This window comes from Streptosporangium sp. NPDC049376 (assembly GCF_044466505.1).
Taxonomy (GTDB): Bacteria; Actinomycetota; Actinomycetes; order Streptosporangiales; family Streptosporangiaceae; genus Streptosporangium.
Map to the genome: position 1 here is coordinate 453454 of NZ_JBITMT010000005.1, position 17017 is coordinate 470470.

Below are 17017 nucleotides of genomic sequence, written 5' to 3' on the forward strand. Positions count from 1 at the left end.
GATCACCGCGCGCCGAGGAGCAGCATGTCCGGACTGGAAGCCGTCGTCGCCGCAGCGGGCAGAGCCGTCGCCGAACGCGCCCTGCGGGAGGGCCTGGCCGCCCGCGCCGCCAAGGCCGAACGCGACGCCGACCTGTCCGAGCTGATCCGGGCCGGCTTCCCCGACCGGTTCGTACGGCGCAGCCTGGAACGCCAGCTCGCCGCCATCGCGGACGGCGTCGAACGGCGGATCGCGGTCCTCGCCGAGCAGGAGTACGGCGGCCTCACCGAGAACGACAGGACGGCCGTGCTGCACGAGGTCGTCGCCGCCCTTGGATCGGCCGACCTGTCGGACAGGGCCCTCATGGCCGCCGACATGGACCCCGTCAAGCTCGCCAAAGATCTCAGGAAGGGCCTCGGCGACCCCGCGCGCCAGCTCGGCGAGGCCGGGGCCAGGCTGTACGACGTGCTGCTCGACGAGTGCCTCGACTGCCTGCTCAGGATCGTCAGACAGCTGCCGCAGTATCTCCCCAGGGCCGCCACCGAGGCCCTGAGCCGCCTGTCCGCCGTGGAGGAGCGGATCGCCGCCCTCGGCCAGCAGGTCGCCTCAGGACTGGCCAGGCTGCCCGCCCGCTCGCTCGACGCGCCGACCGGCACCCAGGACGACGCGGAGTTCGAACGCCGCTATCTCGAACACCTCGGCACCACCCTCGACGAGGTCGAGCTGTTCGGCGTCCGGGTGGAGAACTACCGCCCCCGCGCCACGCTGAGCGTCGCCTACATCAGCCTCAACGTCTCGCTGGAGGACCGCTCGCGCGAGCGCGTCCCCGAGCGGATGCGCTTCGCCGACCTGACCGACCTGCCCGGCGCGGGCGGTGGGTACGAGGCGGCGACCCTGCGGGTGGAGAGTGCCCTCGGCCGTTCCCGCCGGGTGCTGCTGCGGGGCGACGCGGGCTCGGGCAAGAGCACGCTGCTGCGCTGGCTGTCGGTGACCGCCGCGCGGAACGGCTTCTTCGGGGACCTGGCCCCCTGGAAGGGCCGTGTCCCGCTCTTCGTCAAGCTCCGCAGCCACCCCTCGGGCAGGCTGCCGGGCCCCGAGGACGTCCTCGCCGACGTCGCCGCGCCGCTCGCGGGCCGGATGCCCGAGGGCTGGGCGCACCGGATTCTCGACGCGGGACGCGCCCTGCTGCTCGTGGACGGGGTGGACGAGCTGGCCGTACGGCACCGGCCCGCGGTCAGGCAGTGGCTCGGCGGGCTGCTGGCCGCCTACCCGGGGACCGTGACCGTGGTGACCTCCCGGCCCGCGGCGGCCGACGCGCGCTGGCTGACCGAGGAGGGCTTCTCCCCGGTCCTGCTGGAGCCCATGACTCCCGCCGACCTGCGCGAGCTGGTACGGCAGTGGCACGTCGCGATGCGGGGCTCCCGGAGCCTGCCGTGCGCGCCGGAGCGGCTCGACGAGTACGAGGGCGCGCTGCTGGCCAGGTTCGAGAGCAGCCCGCACCTGCGGGCGCTGGCCTCGACGCCGTTGCTCGCGGCGATGCTGTGCGCGCTCAACCTCGACCGGGGCAAACAACTGCCGCGCAACCGGATGGGGCTGTACGAGGCCGCCCTGGAACTGCTGCTCGAACGCCGGGACGCAGAACGCGGCATCGCCGTCGAGGTCACCCTCGAACCCGAGCAGAAGGTCCGCATTCTCCAGGACCTGGCCTGGCGGCTCACGATGCTGGGCCGCTCCGAGCTCTCCTCGGCCACGGCGCTCAAACGGGTCGAGGAGCGCATCGGGACCATGCCCAGGGTCGAGGCACCCGCGCGGGCCGTACTCGACCATCTGCTGCAGCGCAGCGGGGTGATCAGGGAGCCGGTTCCCGGGCGGATCGACTTCGTGCACCGGACGGTCCAGGAGTATCTCGCGGCCAAGCAGGCGGCCGACGACGCCGACGTCGAACCGCTGGTCGAGCGGGCCCACCTGGACCAGTGGCGCGAGACGGTGGTGATGGCCGCCGGGCACGCCAACGCCCCGGTACGGCGGGAGCTGCTCGGCGGCCTGCTCGACCGGATCGACGGCCGGGACAGGCACGCGCGCAGGCTGCGGCTGCTGGTCGCCGGCTGCCTGGAGACGATCCAGGAACTCCCGCGCGACCTGGAGGAACGGGTCGAGGCGTGCCTGGCCGAGGTGATCCCGCCCAGGAACGCGGCCGAGGCGAGGGTGCTCGCGCTCGCGGGAGAGGAGGTCCTGCGCCGTCTTCCCGACGACCTGGGCGGCCTGTCGCAGGCGCGGGCGGTGGCGACGGTGCGGACCTGCTGGCTGGTCAACGGCCCGCGCGCGCTGCGCAGGCTCGCCGGGTACCGGGACGACCCTCGGGGGAAGGTCCAGGAGGAACTCGTCGCCGGGTGGGACTACTTCGACCCCGACCACTACGCCACCGAGGTCCTCGCGGACGCGCCACTGCTCGATGAAAGGCTGGAGGTCGACAACCCGCGTCTGCTGGGCAGCCTCCACCGTCTGGAGCGGCTGCGCAGCCTCCACGTGTCCTGTCCCGTTTCCGGTGGGCTGGACTTCCTGCGCGGCCTGCCGAGGTTACGCGGGCTGACCGTGTACTCCATGGACTCCATGGACGAGGCCGACCTCGACGCCGTGGGGACTCTGACGGGCCTGGAGTGGCTGTCGATCGACGTGGAGTCGTCACTTCCCGCCGACCTGGAGCCCCTCACCCGGCTGTCCGCGCTGGAGGATCTGATCCTGCAGGGCCGGGGCTTCACCGGAGATCTCGCCTTCCTCGACCGGATGCCCCGTCTCGACATATTGACCCTCGCGGGTCTGGCGCTGATCGACGACTTCGGTCCGGTCGCCAGGCAGACCGAGCTGAGGAGTCTGCACCTCCATCAGGTTCCCCACCTGAAGGACCTGAGATTCCTCGCGGATCTTCCGCGGCTGGGGAGCTTCGCTCTCTCCGGCGGCGACGTCGCCGGCGGGCTACGCGTCCTGGCCGATCACTGTCCGCGGCTTCGCTCGGTGAGCCTGTGGGACACCACCGTCGACGACCTGGACGCGCTCGACGCCTTCGACGACCTCTTCCTGCTGCGTCTCGGGACGTGCCCGGTGAGGGACCTGTCACCCTTGGCTCGTCGGCGCGGCCTCGAAAGCCTGACCCTCTACGAGACCCCGGCCTCCGACCTCGGTCCGCTGGCCGAGCTGTCGAAACTTGAGTTTCTCTCCCTTGAGAGATCCTCCCAGGTGACGGATCTGTCGCCGCTCGCTTCTCTGACCGAGCTGCGGTCGGTCTGTGTGCGAGGCATGACATCCGACCTCGACCTGGCCCCGCTGGCCGGGAAGCCGGGGCTTCGCGTGATCGCTGACCCAACTCAGAAGTTCCGCAACGTCCACCTGCTGCACCGCAGCGCGAAGATCGAGAGATCCTAACCCTCAGTCCCCGGCGACCGGGGCCGAGCGGTGCTCGGTGATCCAGGCGTCTATCCTGTCCCACTGGTCGAACAGCCAGGTGATCCGTTCCTCCCGGCCTGTGGGCACGTCCTCCGCCCGCACCCGCCACCACCCCGCCCTGACCTCCGCGCGCACCGGCAGCCTGCGCCAGACGTCGCCGAGGGTGACCAGGTCGTCCAGGCCGGTGTGGGCGACGAAGACCACGTCGGCGGACGGGCAGGCCTCGATGGCGGCCAGGGCCCCGTTGGGGCGGGGCGGCAGCAGGTGTTCGAGGCGCCGGGCGCGGGCGGCCTCCTCACGCAGCCCCCGGTCCTCCAGGCGCAGGATCGCCCGTCCCCGGCGTTTCGGGGTGAAGTTGCCCCCCTCGGGGAAGATCACCAGGGCGTCGTCGGCCTCCATGTCCGAGGCCAGGCGGCGGATCTCGGTGACGACGCCGCCCGTCTCCACGTCGGGCGGGACGAAGGCGTTCGGCAGCCGGTTGACCACGACGTCCAGGGACGGGTCGAGCTGCAGCGCCGCCTTCATCACGATCCTGGGGCGCCTGCCGTACCGGGTGAGCAGGTGGTGGACGAGCAGGACGGAGTCGCCGGGGCCCGCGTGCCGGGACAGGACGATCACCGGACGGGTCAGGCGGCGGGACAGCTCCTCGGGGGTCGCCCTCGGCTCGTCGATCTCGACGCTCAGCCCGAAGATCCGTACGGCGGCGCCGTACACGCTGGACAGCAGCCATCTGACCAGGGCGTAGTGCCGCTCCTCACGTTCGTCGTGGCTCAGCCTGCCGCCCAGGTCGATGATCCACAGCCACAGGCAGGCGATCAGCGCCATGGACTCCAGCGTCAGCCACGCCACCGCGAACCAGACGAGCCGGGTGCCGCGCCGTTGCGGGGGCGGCAGGCGCAGTGAGGCCGCGGTGACCACCAGCAGCCAGACAGGCAGGGTGACCACCGCGGCCACGGTGAGCACGATGACGAGGGGGGCGAGGACCAACCGGCGGATGATGCGCGGAGGAAGCACGGCCACCCCCTCTTCTATCGGGCCAGTTCGGCGAGGTAGCGGGAGGAGGCCTCGTAGGCTCGCCGGATGTGTCCGGAGATCTGCGAGGAGTCCCGGTAACGCAGCTGGGAGAGGTCGACGCCCGGCCTGTTCTCCGAGCCCGAGGGCATGACGTGCACCTCGACCCCTCCGGGCAGGGCGGCCATCTCCTCGGCGAAACGGTGCCTGCGGGCGATCTCGAAGGCGATCAGGCCGACCTCCCAGGGACGGCGCGGGACGGTCAGCGGCCGTTCGATCCGGCCGACGTGCAGGACGTAGACGCGGCGGGCGCCCAGGGCGACCGCCCGGCCGACCGGGATGCTGTGCACCAGGCCGCCGTCGAGGAAGTGGTCGTCGCCGACCCGGATCGGCGGCAGCAGGCCGGGCACCGCGCACGAGGCCAGGACCGCCTCGACCAGCGGGCCCTCGGTGAACCAGTGGGCGCGGGCGTGCTCCACGGAGGCGGCGACGCACTGGAACGGCACCGCCAGCTCCTCGATTCGGGACACGGGCAGCGTCCGGGTCAGCAGCTCGCGCAGCGGCTCCGGGGAGTGCAGGTGGGTGCCGCTCCTGGCCAGCGTGGACAGGCGGGTGACCCACGATCCGGCGAAGGCCGTACGGACGACCTCGGAGCGCCACAGGGAGGTGAGGTGCCTGACCGCGTCACCGGGGTGGGCCGCGAGCACCACGCCGTTCAGCGCTCCGACGGAGGTGCCGACGACCACGTCCGGTTTGACGCCCGCCTCGTCGAGCGCGCGCAGCATGCCCACCTCGTGGGCCCCGAGCACGCCTCCGCCGCCGAGCACGAAAGCGGTGTCCACATCCATGGCTTCACGATAGACGGCTTCGTCCCGGCTGTTTCCTGACGTCAAGTCTCGATCTTCGGTGATCTTTCCGGCAGATTCGAACCGTTGGTACGGCGACGGGAGGCGATGATGATCCGCAGGGCTGGGAAACACGCGGTTGTGCTGGGGGCGGGGATGGGCGGGCTGCTCACCGCGCGGGCGCTGGCCGACTTCTACGACCGGGTGACGCTCGTCGAGCGGGACGACCTGTCGGGGGAGGGGCCGGACGGGCCGCGCAGGGGCGTGCCGCAGGGCTTCCACGCCCACGCCCTGCTGCCCAGGGGGTTACGGATCATCGAGGAGCTGTTCCCCGGCGTCACGGAGGAGATGGTCGCGGCCGGGGCGGTGTCGTACGAGATGATCGTGCACTTACGGATGATCATGGGGGGTCACGAGTTCGCGCGGACGCCGACCGGGGAGCGGGGCATCTCGGCGACCAGGCCCTTCCTCGAACGGCACGTGCTGGGCAGGGTACGGGCGTTGCCGACGGTGACGGTACGGGACCGCAGCCAGGTCACCGGCCTCATGACGGACGACTCCTCCGGGACGGCACGGGTCGCCGGGGTGCGGATCGCCGCCGCCGGACGGGCCGGTGCCGACGAGGAACTGCCCGCCGACCTCGTCGTGGACGTCATGGGCAGGGGAGGGCGGACGCTCGCCTGGCTGGAGACGATGGGGTTCGAGCGGCCCGAGGAGGAGGTCGTCAAGGTCGAGGTGTCCTACGCGACGTGGTACCTGCGCCTTCCCGAGGGGTCGATGAAGGACAGGCTGGTCCTCGTCGGCACCTACCCGGGCCAGCCGAAGGGGGTGGCGCTGTGCCAGGTCGAGGGGGACCGCTGGCTGGCGACGCTCGGCGGCAACGCGGGCGCGCCCGCGCCCGCGGACCCCGCCGACTTCTTCGCCTGGGTCGATGAGGTCGTCCCCGCCGAGGTGGCCGCGGTGGTGCGCGCCGCCGAACCGCTCGGCGAGATCGGGCTGGCCAGGATTCCGGCCAGCGTACGGCGCCACTACGAGCGGTTGACACGCTTCCCGGAGGGGCTGCTGGTCGCCGGGGACGCGTTGTGCAACTTCAACCCGATCTACGGGCAGGGGATGTCGGTCGCCGCGCTTGAGGCGTCCGCGATGCGCGAGTGCCTGCGCGAGGGCACCGAGGGCCTGGCCCGCCGCTACTTCACCGCGGCGGCCAAGGCCCTCGACCCCGCCTGGCAGCTGTCGACGGGCGCCGACCTGGCCGCGCGCGACACGGGGGTGCCCATGACCCCGCAGGCCAGGTTCATGGACGCCTACGTCCGCAGGCTGCAGCGGGCCGCCTCGCACGACGCCGAGGCCGCGGTCGCCTTCACCCGGGTGACCGGCCTGCTCGACCCCCCGTCCGCCCTCATGCGCCCGTCCGTCATGTGGCGGGTCCTGCGGGGCTGAACCCTCGCAGGGTCCCTACGGGAGCAGGAGGAGCTTGCCGGTGGTGCGGCGGGCCTCCAGGTCCCTGTGGGCCTGGGCGGCCTCGGACAGGGGGTAGCGGGCGGAGATGTGGACCCTGAGGTCGCCGGAGGCCACCCAGCCGAAGATGTTCGAGGCCCGCCAGGCCAGCTCGTCGCGGGTGGCGACGTAGGGACCGAGGCTGGGGCGGGTCAGGAACAGGGAGCCGCCCCTGGCCAGGACCTGCGGGTCGACGGGCGGGACCGGGCCGCTGGCCTGGCCGTACAGGGCCATCATGCCGCGCGGGCGCAGCGAGGCGACGCTGTCGTCGAAGGTGGCCGCGCCGACGCCGTCGTAGACGACGTGCACGCCGGAACCGGTCAGGTCGCGCACCGCCTCGGCGAAGCCGTCGTAGCGCAGCACCTCGTCCGCGCCCGCCTGGCGGGCCAGCGTCTCCTTCTCCTCGGTCGAGACCGTGCCGATCACCCGGGCGCCGCGCAGCTTCGCGATCTGGACGAGCAGCAGGCCGACGCCCCCGGCCGCCGCGTGCACCAGCACGTCGTCGCCGGGCTTCACCTCGTAGGTGGAGTGGGTCAGGTAGTGGGCGGTCAGTCCCTGCAGGGTCACCGCCGCCGCCTGCTCGGCGTCGATCCCCTCGGGTACGGCCAGCAGTTGCGAGGCGGGCACCACCGCGCGGGCGGCGTAGCTGCCCATCACCCCGGCCCAGGCCACGGTGTCACCGACGGACAGACCGGTCACGTCCTCGCCGACGGCGGCCACGGTGCCCGCGCCCTCGTTGCCGGGGACGAAGGGCAGCGAGAGCGGGTAGCGGCCGATCCGGTGGTAGACGTCGATGAAGTTCACCCCGCTGGCGGCGACGTCGACGAGCACCTCACCGGGATTCGGCTCCGGGTCCGGGTGGTCGGTGTAGGCGAGGACCTCGGGACCGCCGGTCGCGGAGACGACTATGGCACGCATCGTGCTGGCTCCTTCGCTCGTTGGATGGTTCGATCATCGTCCCCAACCCCGTGGGGGTCACTCGCTGTTCCCGCCGGAGGGCGTGGGGGAGTCGTCCTCGCGGGGGACGCCGCGCATGGTGAAGTTGTCGAAGGACGCCCTGAGTGTCGCGCTGCTCTTCTCCCCGACCCGGGCGAGCACGCCGACCTGGCCGCTGGGCAGCGGGTTGGCGTCGAGGACGGTCCCGACCTGCTCGCCGTCCACCCACATGGTCAGCCGCACGCCGTCGGGGCCGCCGGCGCACTCGGCCTGGATGCGCACCGGGCCCTTCTCCGGCAGGTCGACCGGGACGGCCTTGATCAGCTCGCCGCCGCCGCTCTTGACGGCCTTGCGGATGCGGGCCGTGCCGAGGGTGTCGACCAGGAACTCGTAGCGGGTCGCCTCGTAGCTCTCCTCGCCGCGGCAGAACAGGCCGTACTCGCCGGGCCCCTCGGTTCCTGGGCGGGTCCCGGCGTCGACGCCCAGCAGGAACCGGTCGGGGATGACCGGGGTCGGGCTGGCCAGGAGGTTGGGGACCACGGGCGGGGCGGTCAGGAAGCCGATCGGCGCCTTCTGCCGTCCCACCGGGTAGCCGCCGTCCACGTCCACGGCGTAGAAGCCGTCGGGGGAGTAGCCGTACCGGTCGGACGTGCCGTCGTAGACGCCGCCGCTCCAGCCGTTGCCGCTCTGGGTGAAGTCCTCCTGGTAGAGCAGGGGGAGGTTCTCCGGCGGCCCGCCCGAGGCCAGGCTGAGCAACAGCCCGGCTCCCACGACCACCACGGCCAGGGCGGAGACCGCCCCGACCACGACCGTCCTCGTGGTACGGCGTCGCCGCGGAGCGGGCGTGCCCGGCGGGACCGTCGTCCCGAGCGGCTCCTGGCCGGTCCACACGGCCGTCCCGCCCGCCTCGACGAAGTCGGGCACCGCGGGGCCGCGCTGCCAGGCGGCCTGGACCGAGTCCGCGGCCTGCTCGTGCGGGGCCGAGCGGCCGACCAGGTGGTCGAGGATCTGCTGGGAGGTCGGTCTGCGCAGGGGGTCTTTGGCGATGGCGTGGGTCACCAGCTCGCGCAGCGACCCCTCAAGGCCGTCGAGGGAGGGCTCGGTGTTGAGCACCTGGTAGAGCACCGACGGCAGGCTCTCCCCGCCGAAGGGGGCCTTGCCGCTGGCGGCGAAGGCGACCAGGCAGCCCCAGGAGAAGACGTCGCACGCCGCCGACAGCGGTTCGCCGCGCAGGGCCTCGGGCGCCATGTAGCGGGGGGTGCCGAGGATCTCGCCGGTCCCGGTGATCCCGCCGAGCGTGTCGAGCGCGCGGGCGATGCCGAAGTCGATCACCCGGGGGCCCACCGGGGAGAGCAGCACGTTGGAGGGCTTGAGGTCGCGGTGGACCACCCCGGCGGAGTGGATGGCGGCCAGCGCGGTCGCCACGCCGACCGCGAGCGAGTCGAGGCTGGAGCCGCGCAGCGGCCCGCCGTTCTGTACGGCCTCCTCCAGGTTGGGGCCGGGGACGTACTCGGTGACGACGTAGAGCTGGTCGCCGTCGAGCGCGGTCTCGATCACGGCGGCCGTGCAGAACCTGCGTACCCGCTGGGCGGCGTCGGCCTCGCGGCGGAAGCGCATCCTGAACTGGTCGTGGCGGCTGTACTCGGGGTTGATGACCTTGATGGCGACTCGCTGCCCGTCGGGTGCCTCACCGAGGTAGACGGTGCCCATCCCCCCTCTGCCGAGCCGGCCGACCACCCGGTACTGCCCTATTTGGAAGGAATCACCCGCATCCAGATCGTCCACCGCCACACCTAACCACCGCATCCGCCATTGCACGAACGGCTCAGCCTATCGAGATCTCCCCCGCCACCAGCCTCCGCAGCAGCGTGACGTCGATCTTTTCCAGGCTGTTCACGGAGAGCACGCCGTACGGCACGGCGCGCGCCCCCGCGACGGCGACCGCCCTGCACCCCGCGGCCAGGGCGGAGGCCAGGCCGACGGGGCTGTCCTCGACGGCCACGCACACGGCGGGGTCGAGGCCGAGACCGGCTGCGGCCAGCAGGTAGGGGTCGGGCGCGGGCTTGCCGCGCGGGGCGTCCTCCGCGGCGACCACCAGACGGAAGCGCTCCGCCCCGACCGTGCGGAGCACCGGTTCGACGATCCGCCGGGAGGAGGCGGTGACCAGGGCGGTCGGCACCCCGGCCGAGGCCAGGCCGTCCAGCAGCGCGAGCGCGCCGGGCAGCGGGGTCACCCCGAGGGCGATCAGACGGGCGAACTTCCCGGTGAGCCGCTCGCTGATCCACCCGAGGGGAACGCCGGGCCGTTGGAGGTGGGCGGCGGTGTGCTCGGCGGGGCGGCCGTGCACGTGTTCGGGGTCGACCTCGCCGGGCCGCAGGCCGAGTTCGGCGGCCACCTCCGCGCACGCCCGCCGCCACAGCCCCTCGGTGTCCACGACGGTGCCGTCCATGTCGAACAGGACGGCGCCCAGTTCAGGGGGCGGCGGTTCAGGGAGCATCGGCGCGGCCCGCGACGAGGACGGGCCGCCGTACGAGACCGACGCCGACCCTGGTGCCGGGCGCCAGCCGGGCCGTGTCGTGGCCGGGCACGTCGCTGAGCATCTCCAGGTCGCCGAGCCGTACCCGCAGCCTGGCCGAGGAGCCGCGGAAGGAGGAGGCGACGACGAGTCCCTCCCCCTCGGGGTCGGGGGACAGGAGCACGGCCTCGGGGCGGGCCAGCACGTCCACCTCGGGTGTGGCGGGCAGCGGGCCCTCCACGGGCAGCCTCAGGCCGAGGACCGTGACCTCCCTGCCCGAGAGGCGGCCCGGCAGGTGGTTCATCGTGCCGACGAACTCGGCCACGAACGGCGTGGCGGGCCTGTCGTAGACCTCGGCGGGCGGGGCGCACTGTTCGAGCCGTCCCTCCCGCATCACCGCGACCCGGTCGGCGACCGAGAGCGCCTCCTCCTGGTCGTGGGTGACGAAGACGGTGGTGATGCCCAGGTCGAGCTGCAGCCGCCGGATCTCCTCCCGCAGGGTGAGGCGCACCTTGGCGTCGAGCGCGGACAGCGGCTCGTCCAGCAGGAGTACCCGGGGCTCGGGTGCCAGCGCCCTGGCCAGCGCGACGCGCTGCTGCTGGCCGCCGGACAGCTCGTGCGGGTAGCGCTCGCCGTGCGTGGGAAGCCCGACCAGTTCGAGCAGTTCGGCCGCCCTGGCGTGCCGTTTCGCGGCGGGCACCTTGCGGACCCGCAGGCCGAAGGCCACGTTGTCGCGGACGTTCAGGTTGGGGAACAGGCTGTAGGACTGGAAGACCATGCCCGTGTCCCTGCGGTTGGCCGGCCTGCGGGTGACGTCCTCGCCGTCGACGATCACGGCGCCCTCGTCGGGGTGCTCGAAGCCCGCGACACAGCGCAGCGCCGTGGTCTTGCCGCAGCCGGACGGCCCGAGCAGCGCCATCAGCTCACCGGGCCGGACGGTCAGGTCGAGGCCGTCCAGGGCGACCGTACGGCCGAACACCCGCCGCAGCCCGCGGAACTCGACACCGGCGGTCACGACGACCTCCTTCGTTCGACGCCCGCGCCGGACAGGGCGAGCGAGAGCAACCAGATGATCAACAGGCTCAGCAGCGAGACGGCGACGGACAACTGCCCCTCGGAGCCCGCGACCGTCACGATCCAGACGGGGAAGGTCCGGTAGCCGAGCAGCGCGGCGACGGTGTACTCGCCGAACACCAGCGCCAGGGTGAGGAACGCGGCGCCGGTGATGGCCGAACGCAGGTTGGGGACGATCACGCGCAGCAGCACGTACGGCCACGAGGCCCCCAGGCCACGGGCCGCCTCGACGAGGGTGCGCACGTCGATCGCCCGCAGCCCCGCGTCCAGCGACCGGTGGGCGAACGGCAGCGCCAGCACCACGTAGGCCAGCACCAGCACCACGGGGAACCGCTCGTCCTGGATCGCCATCAGCGTCCCCCAGAACGGCGTCGCGGCCAGCGCGTCCGGCCCGAACCGCAGCACCGTGCCGATCCCGGAGACGAACGTGATCGGCGGCACCACCAGCGGGAGCGTGCAGACCACCTCCAGCACCGGCCGCAGCCGGGGCGCGCCGAGCCGTACGGCCAGCGTCGCGGGCAGGGTGAGCCCGAGCGTGACCACGATCGTCGCCACGGCCAGGCCGAGCGACAGCAGCATGCTGGCCCCGAAGCCCTCGGCGGACACGATCCTCGGGTAGGGGGCCAGGGAGAACCCCTGACGCTCGTTGTAGGCGGTGAACCAGAACGAGGTGGCCAGCGGGAGCAGGAAGTAGACCGCCGCGAGTCCCAGTGTCAGGCCGCGCCACAGGCGGACCCGCCGCCTCCCGGCGGGGGCGAGGCTCCGGGGGGCGGCCTCAAGGACGGGGGTCACCGCAGCCATCGGCCGCTCCTTCTCTGCAGCGGCAGGTGCACCGCCATGACCAGGCCCGCCACGACGACCATGTCGAGGCTGAGCGCGAGCGCGACGTTCTCGTGCCCGACGAGCACGTCACCGGTGAGGGCGTCGGCGATCTGCAGGGTCACCAGGGGGACCGTGCTGCCGGTGATCGCCGCCGCGGTCGCGTACGCGGCGAACGCGCCGCCGAACAGCAGCACGAAACCGCCGAGCAGCGAGGGGGCGAGCACCGGGACGCCGACGTGCCGCCAGTACTGCCAGGCACTGGCCCCGCTGCTGTCGGCCGCCTCCCGCCACTGCGGTCTCAGACCCTCAAGGGCGGGCGCCATGACCAGCACCATCAACGGCACGGAGAAGTACATGTAGACCAGGACCAGGCCCCAGAAGCCGTACAGGCTCCAGCCCGACTCGCCGAGCCCGAAGGCCGTGGTGACCACCCCGGAGTTGCCCAGGGTCGCCACCCACAGGAACGCCAGCGGCACCCCGCCGAAGTTGGCCAGCACGCCCGAGGCGGACAGCACCGCCCCGCGCAGCGCCGCCGAGGAGGAGGTGACCACCGCCTGGGCGAGGAGGGCACCCAGGAGCGCGCCGAGCGCCGCGACCACCGCCGACAGGCGCACGCTGCCCAGCAGGGTCGTGAGGTAGTTGCCCCGCAGGCTCTCGGCCAGGTTGGCGGTGCCGATGAAGGTCCGGCCGCTCGCCGGGTCGGTGACGGTGAAGGCGCCCGACAGCAGCGCCACCGCGGGAATCCCGAACGCGAACGCCATGAAGGCCAGAAGGGGCACGGCGGCGGGCCAGGCGCGCCCGGTACGGCGTCCCGCGGCGGCCGTACCGGGAGGGGACATGGTTTCGGCCATGGGTCAGCCGCCGACTGCGGCGCCCCAACCGGTGGCCAGGACTTCCTTCGCCTTGGCGACCTGGGCGTCGGTCGGGAAGGTCGGCTCGCCCTCGACGGGAGGCAGGTTGGCCTCGGCCGCCTTGTCCACCGAGCCGTCGGCCTGCATCGCGGGCAGCAGCACCGGGCGGGCGAAGCCGCCGAGGTAGAGGTTCTGGCCCTCGGTGCTGTAGAGGAACTCCTGCCACAGGCGGGCGGCGGCCGGGTGCGGGGCGTCCTTGTTGATGGCCTGCGCGTAGAGCTGGAAGTACTTGCCGTCGGAGGGGATGACGGTCTTCCAGTCGAGGCCCTTGTCGACGAGCTTGGGGGCGTAGGCGGCGTTGTTGTAGTCCCAGTCGACGCTGATCTGGGTCTCGCCCTTCTCGATGGTCGCCGGGGTGGTCTCGACGGGGTTGAAGTTGCCCGCGGCCTTGAGCTTCTTGAAGAAGTCCAGGCCCGGCTGGATGTCGTCGAAGGAACCGCCGTTGGCCAGGGCCGCCGCGTAGACGCCCGCGAACGCCGAACCCGACTTGGTGGGGTTGCCGTTCATCGCGACCTTGCCCTTGTACTCGGGCTTGAGCAGGTCGGCGAAGGACTCGGGGCACTTGGCGATCTTCTTGGCGTCACAGCCGATCGAGACGTAGCCGCCGTAGTCGTTGAACCACAGGCCGGTCGGCTCCTTCTGGTTGTCCGGGATCTTGTCCCACGTCTGCACCTTGTAGGGCGCGAACAGGCCTTCGGCGGCGCCGCTGATGGCGAAGGACTGGCCGAGGTCGAGCACGTCGGGGGCGCGGTCCTGGCCCTTGCGGGTCTTCACCGCGTTGATCTCGTCGGCGCTCGCGGCGTCCGGGGTCTCGCTCTCGATCTCGATGCCGTACTTGGCGGTGAACGCCTCGATGATCTTGCCGTAGTTGGCCCAGTCCGGGGGCAGCGCGATGACGTGCAGCCTGCCCTCCTTCTTGGCGGCCTCGACGAGCTTGTCCAGCCCGCCGAGGTCGGCCGCCGAGGTGGCGGTGGCCGCCGCGCCCGCCGCCGGGGCCTGCCCCGCGGCGCCGGAGGCCGCGTCCGAGGAGGACGCGGCGGGGGACGCGGTCGTCGGGGCCGCGCCGCACGCCGTGACGCCCGCGGCGAGGAGGGCGGCCAGGCCCGCGAGGCGGACGCGAGATGAGATCACGTTCTCTCCCAGAGGGGATGTCGTGCACTAAGCACAGAAATTCACGAACTTGTCCAAACAAGCTAGCCTTGGCGGGTCGGCTCCCGGTTGCCCCTCGATGAACGCTCGAAGTACGTCAGGGGAACGCATGAGCTGTGGCTTCATGAGTCATTCACCCTTGTCTAGGGTGAGGAAGGCGAAGCACCCGATGCGTCCGATGCGCGCAGCGCGGACACGAGGAATGGACGGGGCCTTGGTTGACACGGGAAACGGGGCGGAGCCCGGCGGCCGGGCCGCGGCGCGCTACGTGGGGATCGCCGCCGAGCTGAGGGAGGCGATCATGTGCGGCGAGTACGCCGTGGGCTCCCAGCTCCCCTCGGAGACGACGCTCGCCACCCGCTTCGACGTCTCGCGCGGCACCGTCCGCCAGGCCGTCGCCCTGCTCGCGGCCGAGGGCCTGGTCGGCTCCCGGCAGGGGGCCAGGCGCATCGTGGTCGGCCGCGAGCGCAGCCAGAGCTTCGCCGAGCTGAACAGCTTCGCGCAGTGGGCGCAGGCGATGGGCTACCGGGTCAGCGGCCAGGTGCTCGAACAGCGCCGCCGGGGCGCGGACGCGGCCGAGGCCGTACGGCTGGCGCTCCAGCCGGGTGACCAGGTGCTCTCCGTGCTGCGGTTGCGCTCCCTCGAAGGCGAACCGGTGATGCTCGAACGCACCGTCTACGCGGGCTGGATCGCCCCGGCCGTCGAACGGATCCCCCCGGACTGCGAGTCGATCACCCAGGCCCTCTACGAGGACGTCGGCCTGGTCTTCGCCTACGGGGAGCACCTCATCGACGCGGTCTCCGCCGGCGTCGAGGACTCCCGCCTCCTGGTCGTACGGCGTGGCAGCCCGCTGCTGCGTCAGCGCCGGGTCACCACGACCCACGAGGGCCGTCCCGTGGAGTGGTCCGACGACCGCTACCGCGCGGGCAGCGTGACCTTCAGCATCCGCAACTCGGTTGACGCCAACCCACTGGTGAGACAGATGGGGGACTTGCGCCTCATATCATGAGAACGTATGTTCGATGGGCCAGGCCCGTCTTCCCCCGGGCGCGGACGCGAACCGCGGGGAGATGTGCCGTGAGCAGACTCTACGGTGATCCGATCGAGGTCTGGACCCGTGACGGCCAGCCGGTCCAGTTCGTCTGGCGCGACCGGCTCTACGCCGTGCGCCAGGTGCTCGACCGGTGGGTGGTCGCACGCGAGTGGTGGAAGACCTCGGAGGGCGACCCGGGAGAGCGCCGTTTCTGGCGGGTCGAGGCCGACCCCGGAGACGGGCGGGGCACCTACGAACTGCGCTTCGACACCGCGGGTGAGGGTTGGCTGCTGATGCGGGCCTGGGACTGACGCCGTCCGCCGGCCGCCACGTGGAACGGCCCCGCCTGCGCGGCCAGGGTGAGGGCGTGCGCCGAGGCCCGCGCGCCCGCCGTCTGGATCGCGGTGACCTGCCGCACCGTCGCCGCGCACAGCAGCGCGCCGAGCGCGACGACCGTCAGGTCGGCGAGGCCGAGGCCGGTGAGGTCGGAGTTCCCGTGCGGGGCGCCGAAGGGCAGCCGGATCACGGCGACGGCGAGCGTGGCCAGCCAGCTCAGCCACCAGGCGGCCAGCAGCGCGACCCAGCGCGGGCGCCGGTCGGCGGGCGGGCGGGAGGCCCGCCACAGGCGGTGGACCAGCAGCGGAGGCAGAACCAGGTTGACCCCGGGGACGAGCCAGGCGGCCAGTACGGGCAGGGCGGGCGTCCAGGAGAGGGCGGCGTTCTGCCTGGCCTGGACCAGCCAGGTCAGATAGGCCGCCGCGCCCGCGACCGTGGCGACCGCGACCAGCATGACCAGGACGGCGAAGACGGTCACCGCGCCGACGACGGCCTGCGCGCCGGGGGCGTGCGGGTCACCGCCGAGCGCCGATATCTCCCGGGCGAGCCGCCTGCCCCGCACGTGCTCGAAGACCACCAGGGCGGCGACCGTGAGCACCTGGGCGGCGAGGGTCACGTGGACGACGAGGGCCGATCTCCTGGGCACCGGCGGGACGAAGCGCATGTGTCTCTCCCCCCGGGACGCGCTGAAGGACCTGCCCTTCTTGTATCCCGTCGGCCGCCCGGCTAATCAGCCCACAACGCCAGATTCCCAGGCCCAGGCCGCGACCTCCACCCGGTTGCGCGCGCCGAGTTTCGCCTGGATGCTCCCCAGGTGCGTCTTGACCGTCGAGAGCGAGACGAACAGCTCCGCGGCGATCTCCTGGTTGGTCCTTCCCCTGGCCACCAGGCGGACGACGTCGAACTCGCGTTCAGTGAGCGGCTCGCTCGGCGGCCTGCCGCCGCCGTGGCGGGGACGCGCCAGGTGTTCGAGCAGCCGTACGGTCACCGAGGGCGAGACGAGGGCGTCCCCGGCCGCGGCGGCCCTGATCGCCTCGATGAGCAGGGTGGGCCCGCTGTCCTTGAGCAGGAACCCGGTCGCCCCGGCGCGCAGCGCGCCGTAGACGTACTCGTCCAGGTCGAAGGTGGTGACGATGACCACCCGCATCGGGTCCCTGGCCCCGGGCCCGGCCAGCAGCCTGGTGGCCTCAAGGCCGTCCAGCTTCGGCATCCGGATGTCCAGCAGGCACACGTCGGGCCGGAGCCTGCGCGCGTGCTCGACCGCCTCGGCGCCGTTCGCGGCGGTCGCCACGACCTCCATGTCCGGCTGGGCGTCCAGGATCATCTGGAAGCCGGTCCGCACGAGTTCCTGGTCGTCGGCGATGAGTACCCGAATCGTCACGCGATCGATTCTGCCAGCCCAACGCCGATGTCGGTCTTTCGGCTGATAAGGGAGTCCGGTTGTCGGGCCGGTCGGCCGATCCGCCGT

General features: G+C 72.5%; 15 protein-coding genes. 4 read left to right on the top strand and 11 right to left on the bottom strand.

What is annotated here, in order from left to right; all coding sequences use genetic code 11:
• Positions 1-24: 24 nt before the first annotated feature.
• A complete protein-coding gene (locus tag ACIBVQ_RS17605; RefSeq protein ID WP_399178518.1) occupies positions 25-3399 on the top strand; it encodes an NACHT domain-containing protein in 3375 nt (1124 codons plus the stop codon).
• A 3-nt stretch (positions 3400-3402) separates the two neighbouring features.
• Here ACIBVQ_RS17605 and ACIBVQ_RS17610 read toward each other — a convergent pair whose 3' ends face one another.
• Positions 3403-4434 (bottom strand): 1-acyl-sn-glycerol-3-phosphate acyltransferase, encoded by a 1032-nt coding sequence (locus ACIBVQ_RS17610; RefSeq protein ID WP_362908990.1) that lies wholly within the window; start codon positions 4432-4434, stop codon positions 3403-3405.
• Positions 4435-4448: 14 nt separating this feature from the next.
• Entirely contained in the window at positions 4449-5279 is an 831-nt protein-coding gene (locus tag ACIBVQ_RS17615; RefSeq protein ID WP_352010648.1) for a patatin-like phospholipase family protein, read from the bottom strand.
• Between the two features lie 84 nt (positions 5280-5363).
• On the opposite strand from ACIBVQ_RS17615, the gene ACIBVQ_RS17620 reads away from it, so the two are divergent.
• Positions 5364-6716 (top strand): FAD-dependent oxidoreductase, encoded by a 1353-nt coding sequence (locus tag ACIBVQ_RS17620; RefSeq protein ID WP_399178521.1) that lies wholly within the window; start codon positions 5364-5366, stop codon positions 6714-6716.
• A gap of 15 nt (positions 6717-6731) precedes the next feature.
• Here the strand turns inward: ACIBVQ_RS17620 and ACIBVQ_RS17625 are convergent, their stop codons facing one another.
• From ACIBVQ_RS17625 to ACIBVQ_RS17655, 7 genes are read right to left on the bottom strand one after another with little or no spacing between them, the layout of a single operon-like run.
• Positions 6732-7691, bottom strand: a complete 960-nt coding sequence (locus ACIBVQ_RS17625; RefSeq protein ID WP_352010650.1) for a quinone oxidoreductase — start codon at positions 7689-7691, stop codon at positions 6732-6734.
• Positions 7692-7748: 57 nt separating this feature from the next.
• On the bottom strand, positions 7749-9494 hold the full coding sequence (locus ACIBVQ_RS17630) for a serine/threonine-protein kinase (RefSeq protein ID WP_399178523.1): 1746 nt from the start codon (positions 9492-9494) through the stop codon (positions 7749-7751).
• 40 nt (positions 9495-9534) lie between these two features.
• Positions 9535-10206 carry an HAD family phosphatase gene (locus ACIBVQ_RS17635; RefSeq protein ID WP_362908984.1) on the bottom strand — a complete coding sequence of 224 codons (672 nt, stop codon included), beginning with the start codon at positions 10204-10206 and terminating at the stop codon, positions 9535-9537.
• Positions 10196-11239 (bottom strand): ABC transporter ATP-binding protein, encoded by a 1044-nt coding sequence (locus tag ACIBVQ_RS17640; protein WP_352010653.1) that lies wholly within the window; start codon positions 11237-11239, stop codon positions 10196-10198. The genes ACIBVQ_RS17635 and ACIBVQ_RS17640 overlap by 11 nt, the downstream gene beginning before the upstream one ends.
• Positions 11236-12099: an ABC transporter permease gene (locus tag ACIBVQ_RS17645; protein WP_399178526.1), complete on the bottom strand. Its 864-nt coding sequence runs from the start codon at positions 12097-12099 to the stop codon at positions 11236-11238. The genes ACIBVQ_RS17640 and ACIBVQ_RS17645 overlap by 4 nt, the downstream gene beginning before the upstream one ends.
• Positions 12087-12971, bottom strand: a complete 885-nt coding sequence (locus ACIBVQ_RS17650) for an ABC transporter permease (protein ID WP_399178528.1) — start codon at positions 12969-12971, stop codon at positions 12087-12089. The genes ACIBVQ_RS17645 and ACIBVQ_RS17650 overlap by 13 nt, the downstream gene beginning before the upstream one ends.
• Positions 12972-12974: 3 nt before the next feature.
• On the bottom strand, positions 12975-14162 hold the full coding sequence (locus tag ACIBVQ_RS17655; protein WP_352010656.1) for an ABC transporter substrate-binding protein: 1188 nt from the start codon (positions 14160-14162) through the stop codon (positions 12975-12977).
• A gap of 232 nt (positions 14163-14394) precedes the next feature.
• Between ACIBVQ_RS17655 and ACIBVQ_RS17660 the strand changes: the two genes are divergently transcribed.
• Positions 14395-15189, top strand: coding sequence for a GntR family transcriptional regulator (locus tag ACIBVQ_RS17660; RefSeq protein ID WP_399178530.1), 795 nt, complete (start codon positions 14395-14397; stop codon positions 15187-15189).
• Positions 15190-15257: 68 nt separating this feature from the next.
• A complete protein-coding gene (locus ACIBVQ_RS17665) occupies positions 15258-15524 on the top strand; it encodes a DUF6504 family protein (RefSeq protein ID WP_352010658.1) in 267 nt (88 codons plus the stop codon).
• Here the strand turns inward: ACIBVQ_RS17665 and ACIBVQ_RS17670 are convergent.
• Both ACIBVQ_RS17670 and ACIBVQ_RS17675 read right to left on the bottom strand, forming a co-directional pair.
• Entirely contained in the window at positions 15464-16213 is a 750-nt protein-coding gene (locus ACIBVQ_RS17670; protein WP_386186720.1) for a DUF4328 domain-containing protein, read from the bottom strand. The two genes, ACIBVQ_RS17665 and ACIBVQ_RS17670, sit on opposite strands and share 61 nt — an antisense overlap.
• Positions 16214-16279: 66 nt before the next feature.
• Positions 16280-16930, bottom strand: coding sequence for a response regulator transcription factor (locus tag ACIBVQ_RS17675; protein WP_352010660.1), 651 nt, complete (start codon positions 16928-16930; stop codon positions 16280-16282).
• Positions 16931-17017 lie beyond the last annotated feature (87 nt).

Coding starts and splice junctions, on each gene's coding strand:
- ACIBVQ_RS17605 (WP_399178518.1), top strand. CDS start 25: ATGTCCGGACTGGAAGCCGTCGTCGCCGCAGCGGGCAGAGCCGTCGCC.
- ACIBVQ_RS17615 (WP_352010648.1), bottom strand. CDS start 5,279: ATGGATGTGGACACCGCTTTCGTGCTCGGCGGCGGAGGCGTGCTCGGG.
- ACIBVQ_RS17625 (WP_352010650.1), bottom strand. CDS start 7,691: ATGCGTGCCATAGTCGTCTCCGCGACCGGCGGTCCCGAGGTCCTCGCC.
- ACIBVQ_RS17635 (WP_362908984.1), bottom strand. CDS start 10,206: ATGCTCCCTGAACCGCCGCCCCCTGAACTGGGCGCCGTCCTGTTCGAC.
- ACIBVQ_RS17645 (WP_399178526.1), bottom strand. CDS start 12,099: ATGGCTGCGGTGACCCCCGTCCTTGAGGCCGCCCCCCGGAGCCTCGCC.
- ACIBVQ_RS17650 (WP_399178528.1), bottom strand. CDS start 12,971: ATGGCCGAAACCATGTCCCCTCCCGGTACGGCCGCCGCGGGACGCCGT.
- ACIBVQ_RS17670 (WP_386186720.1), bottom strand. CDS start 16,213: ATGCGCTTCGTCCCGCCGGTGCCCAGGAGATCGGCCCTCGTCGTCCAC.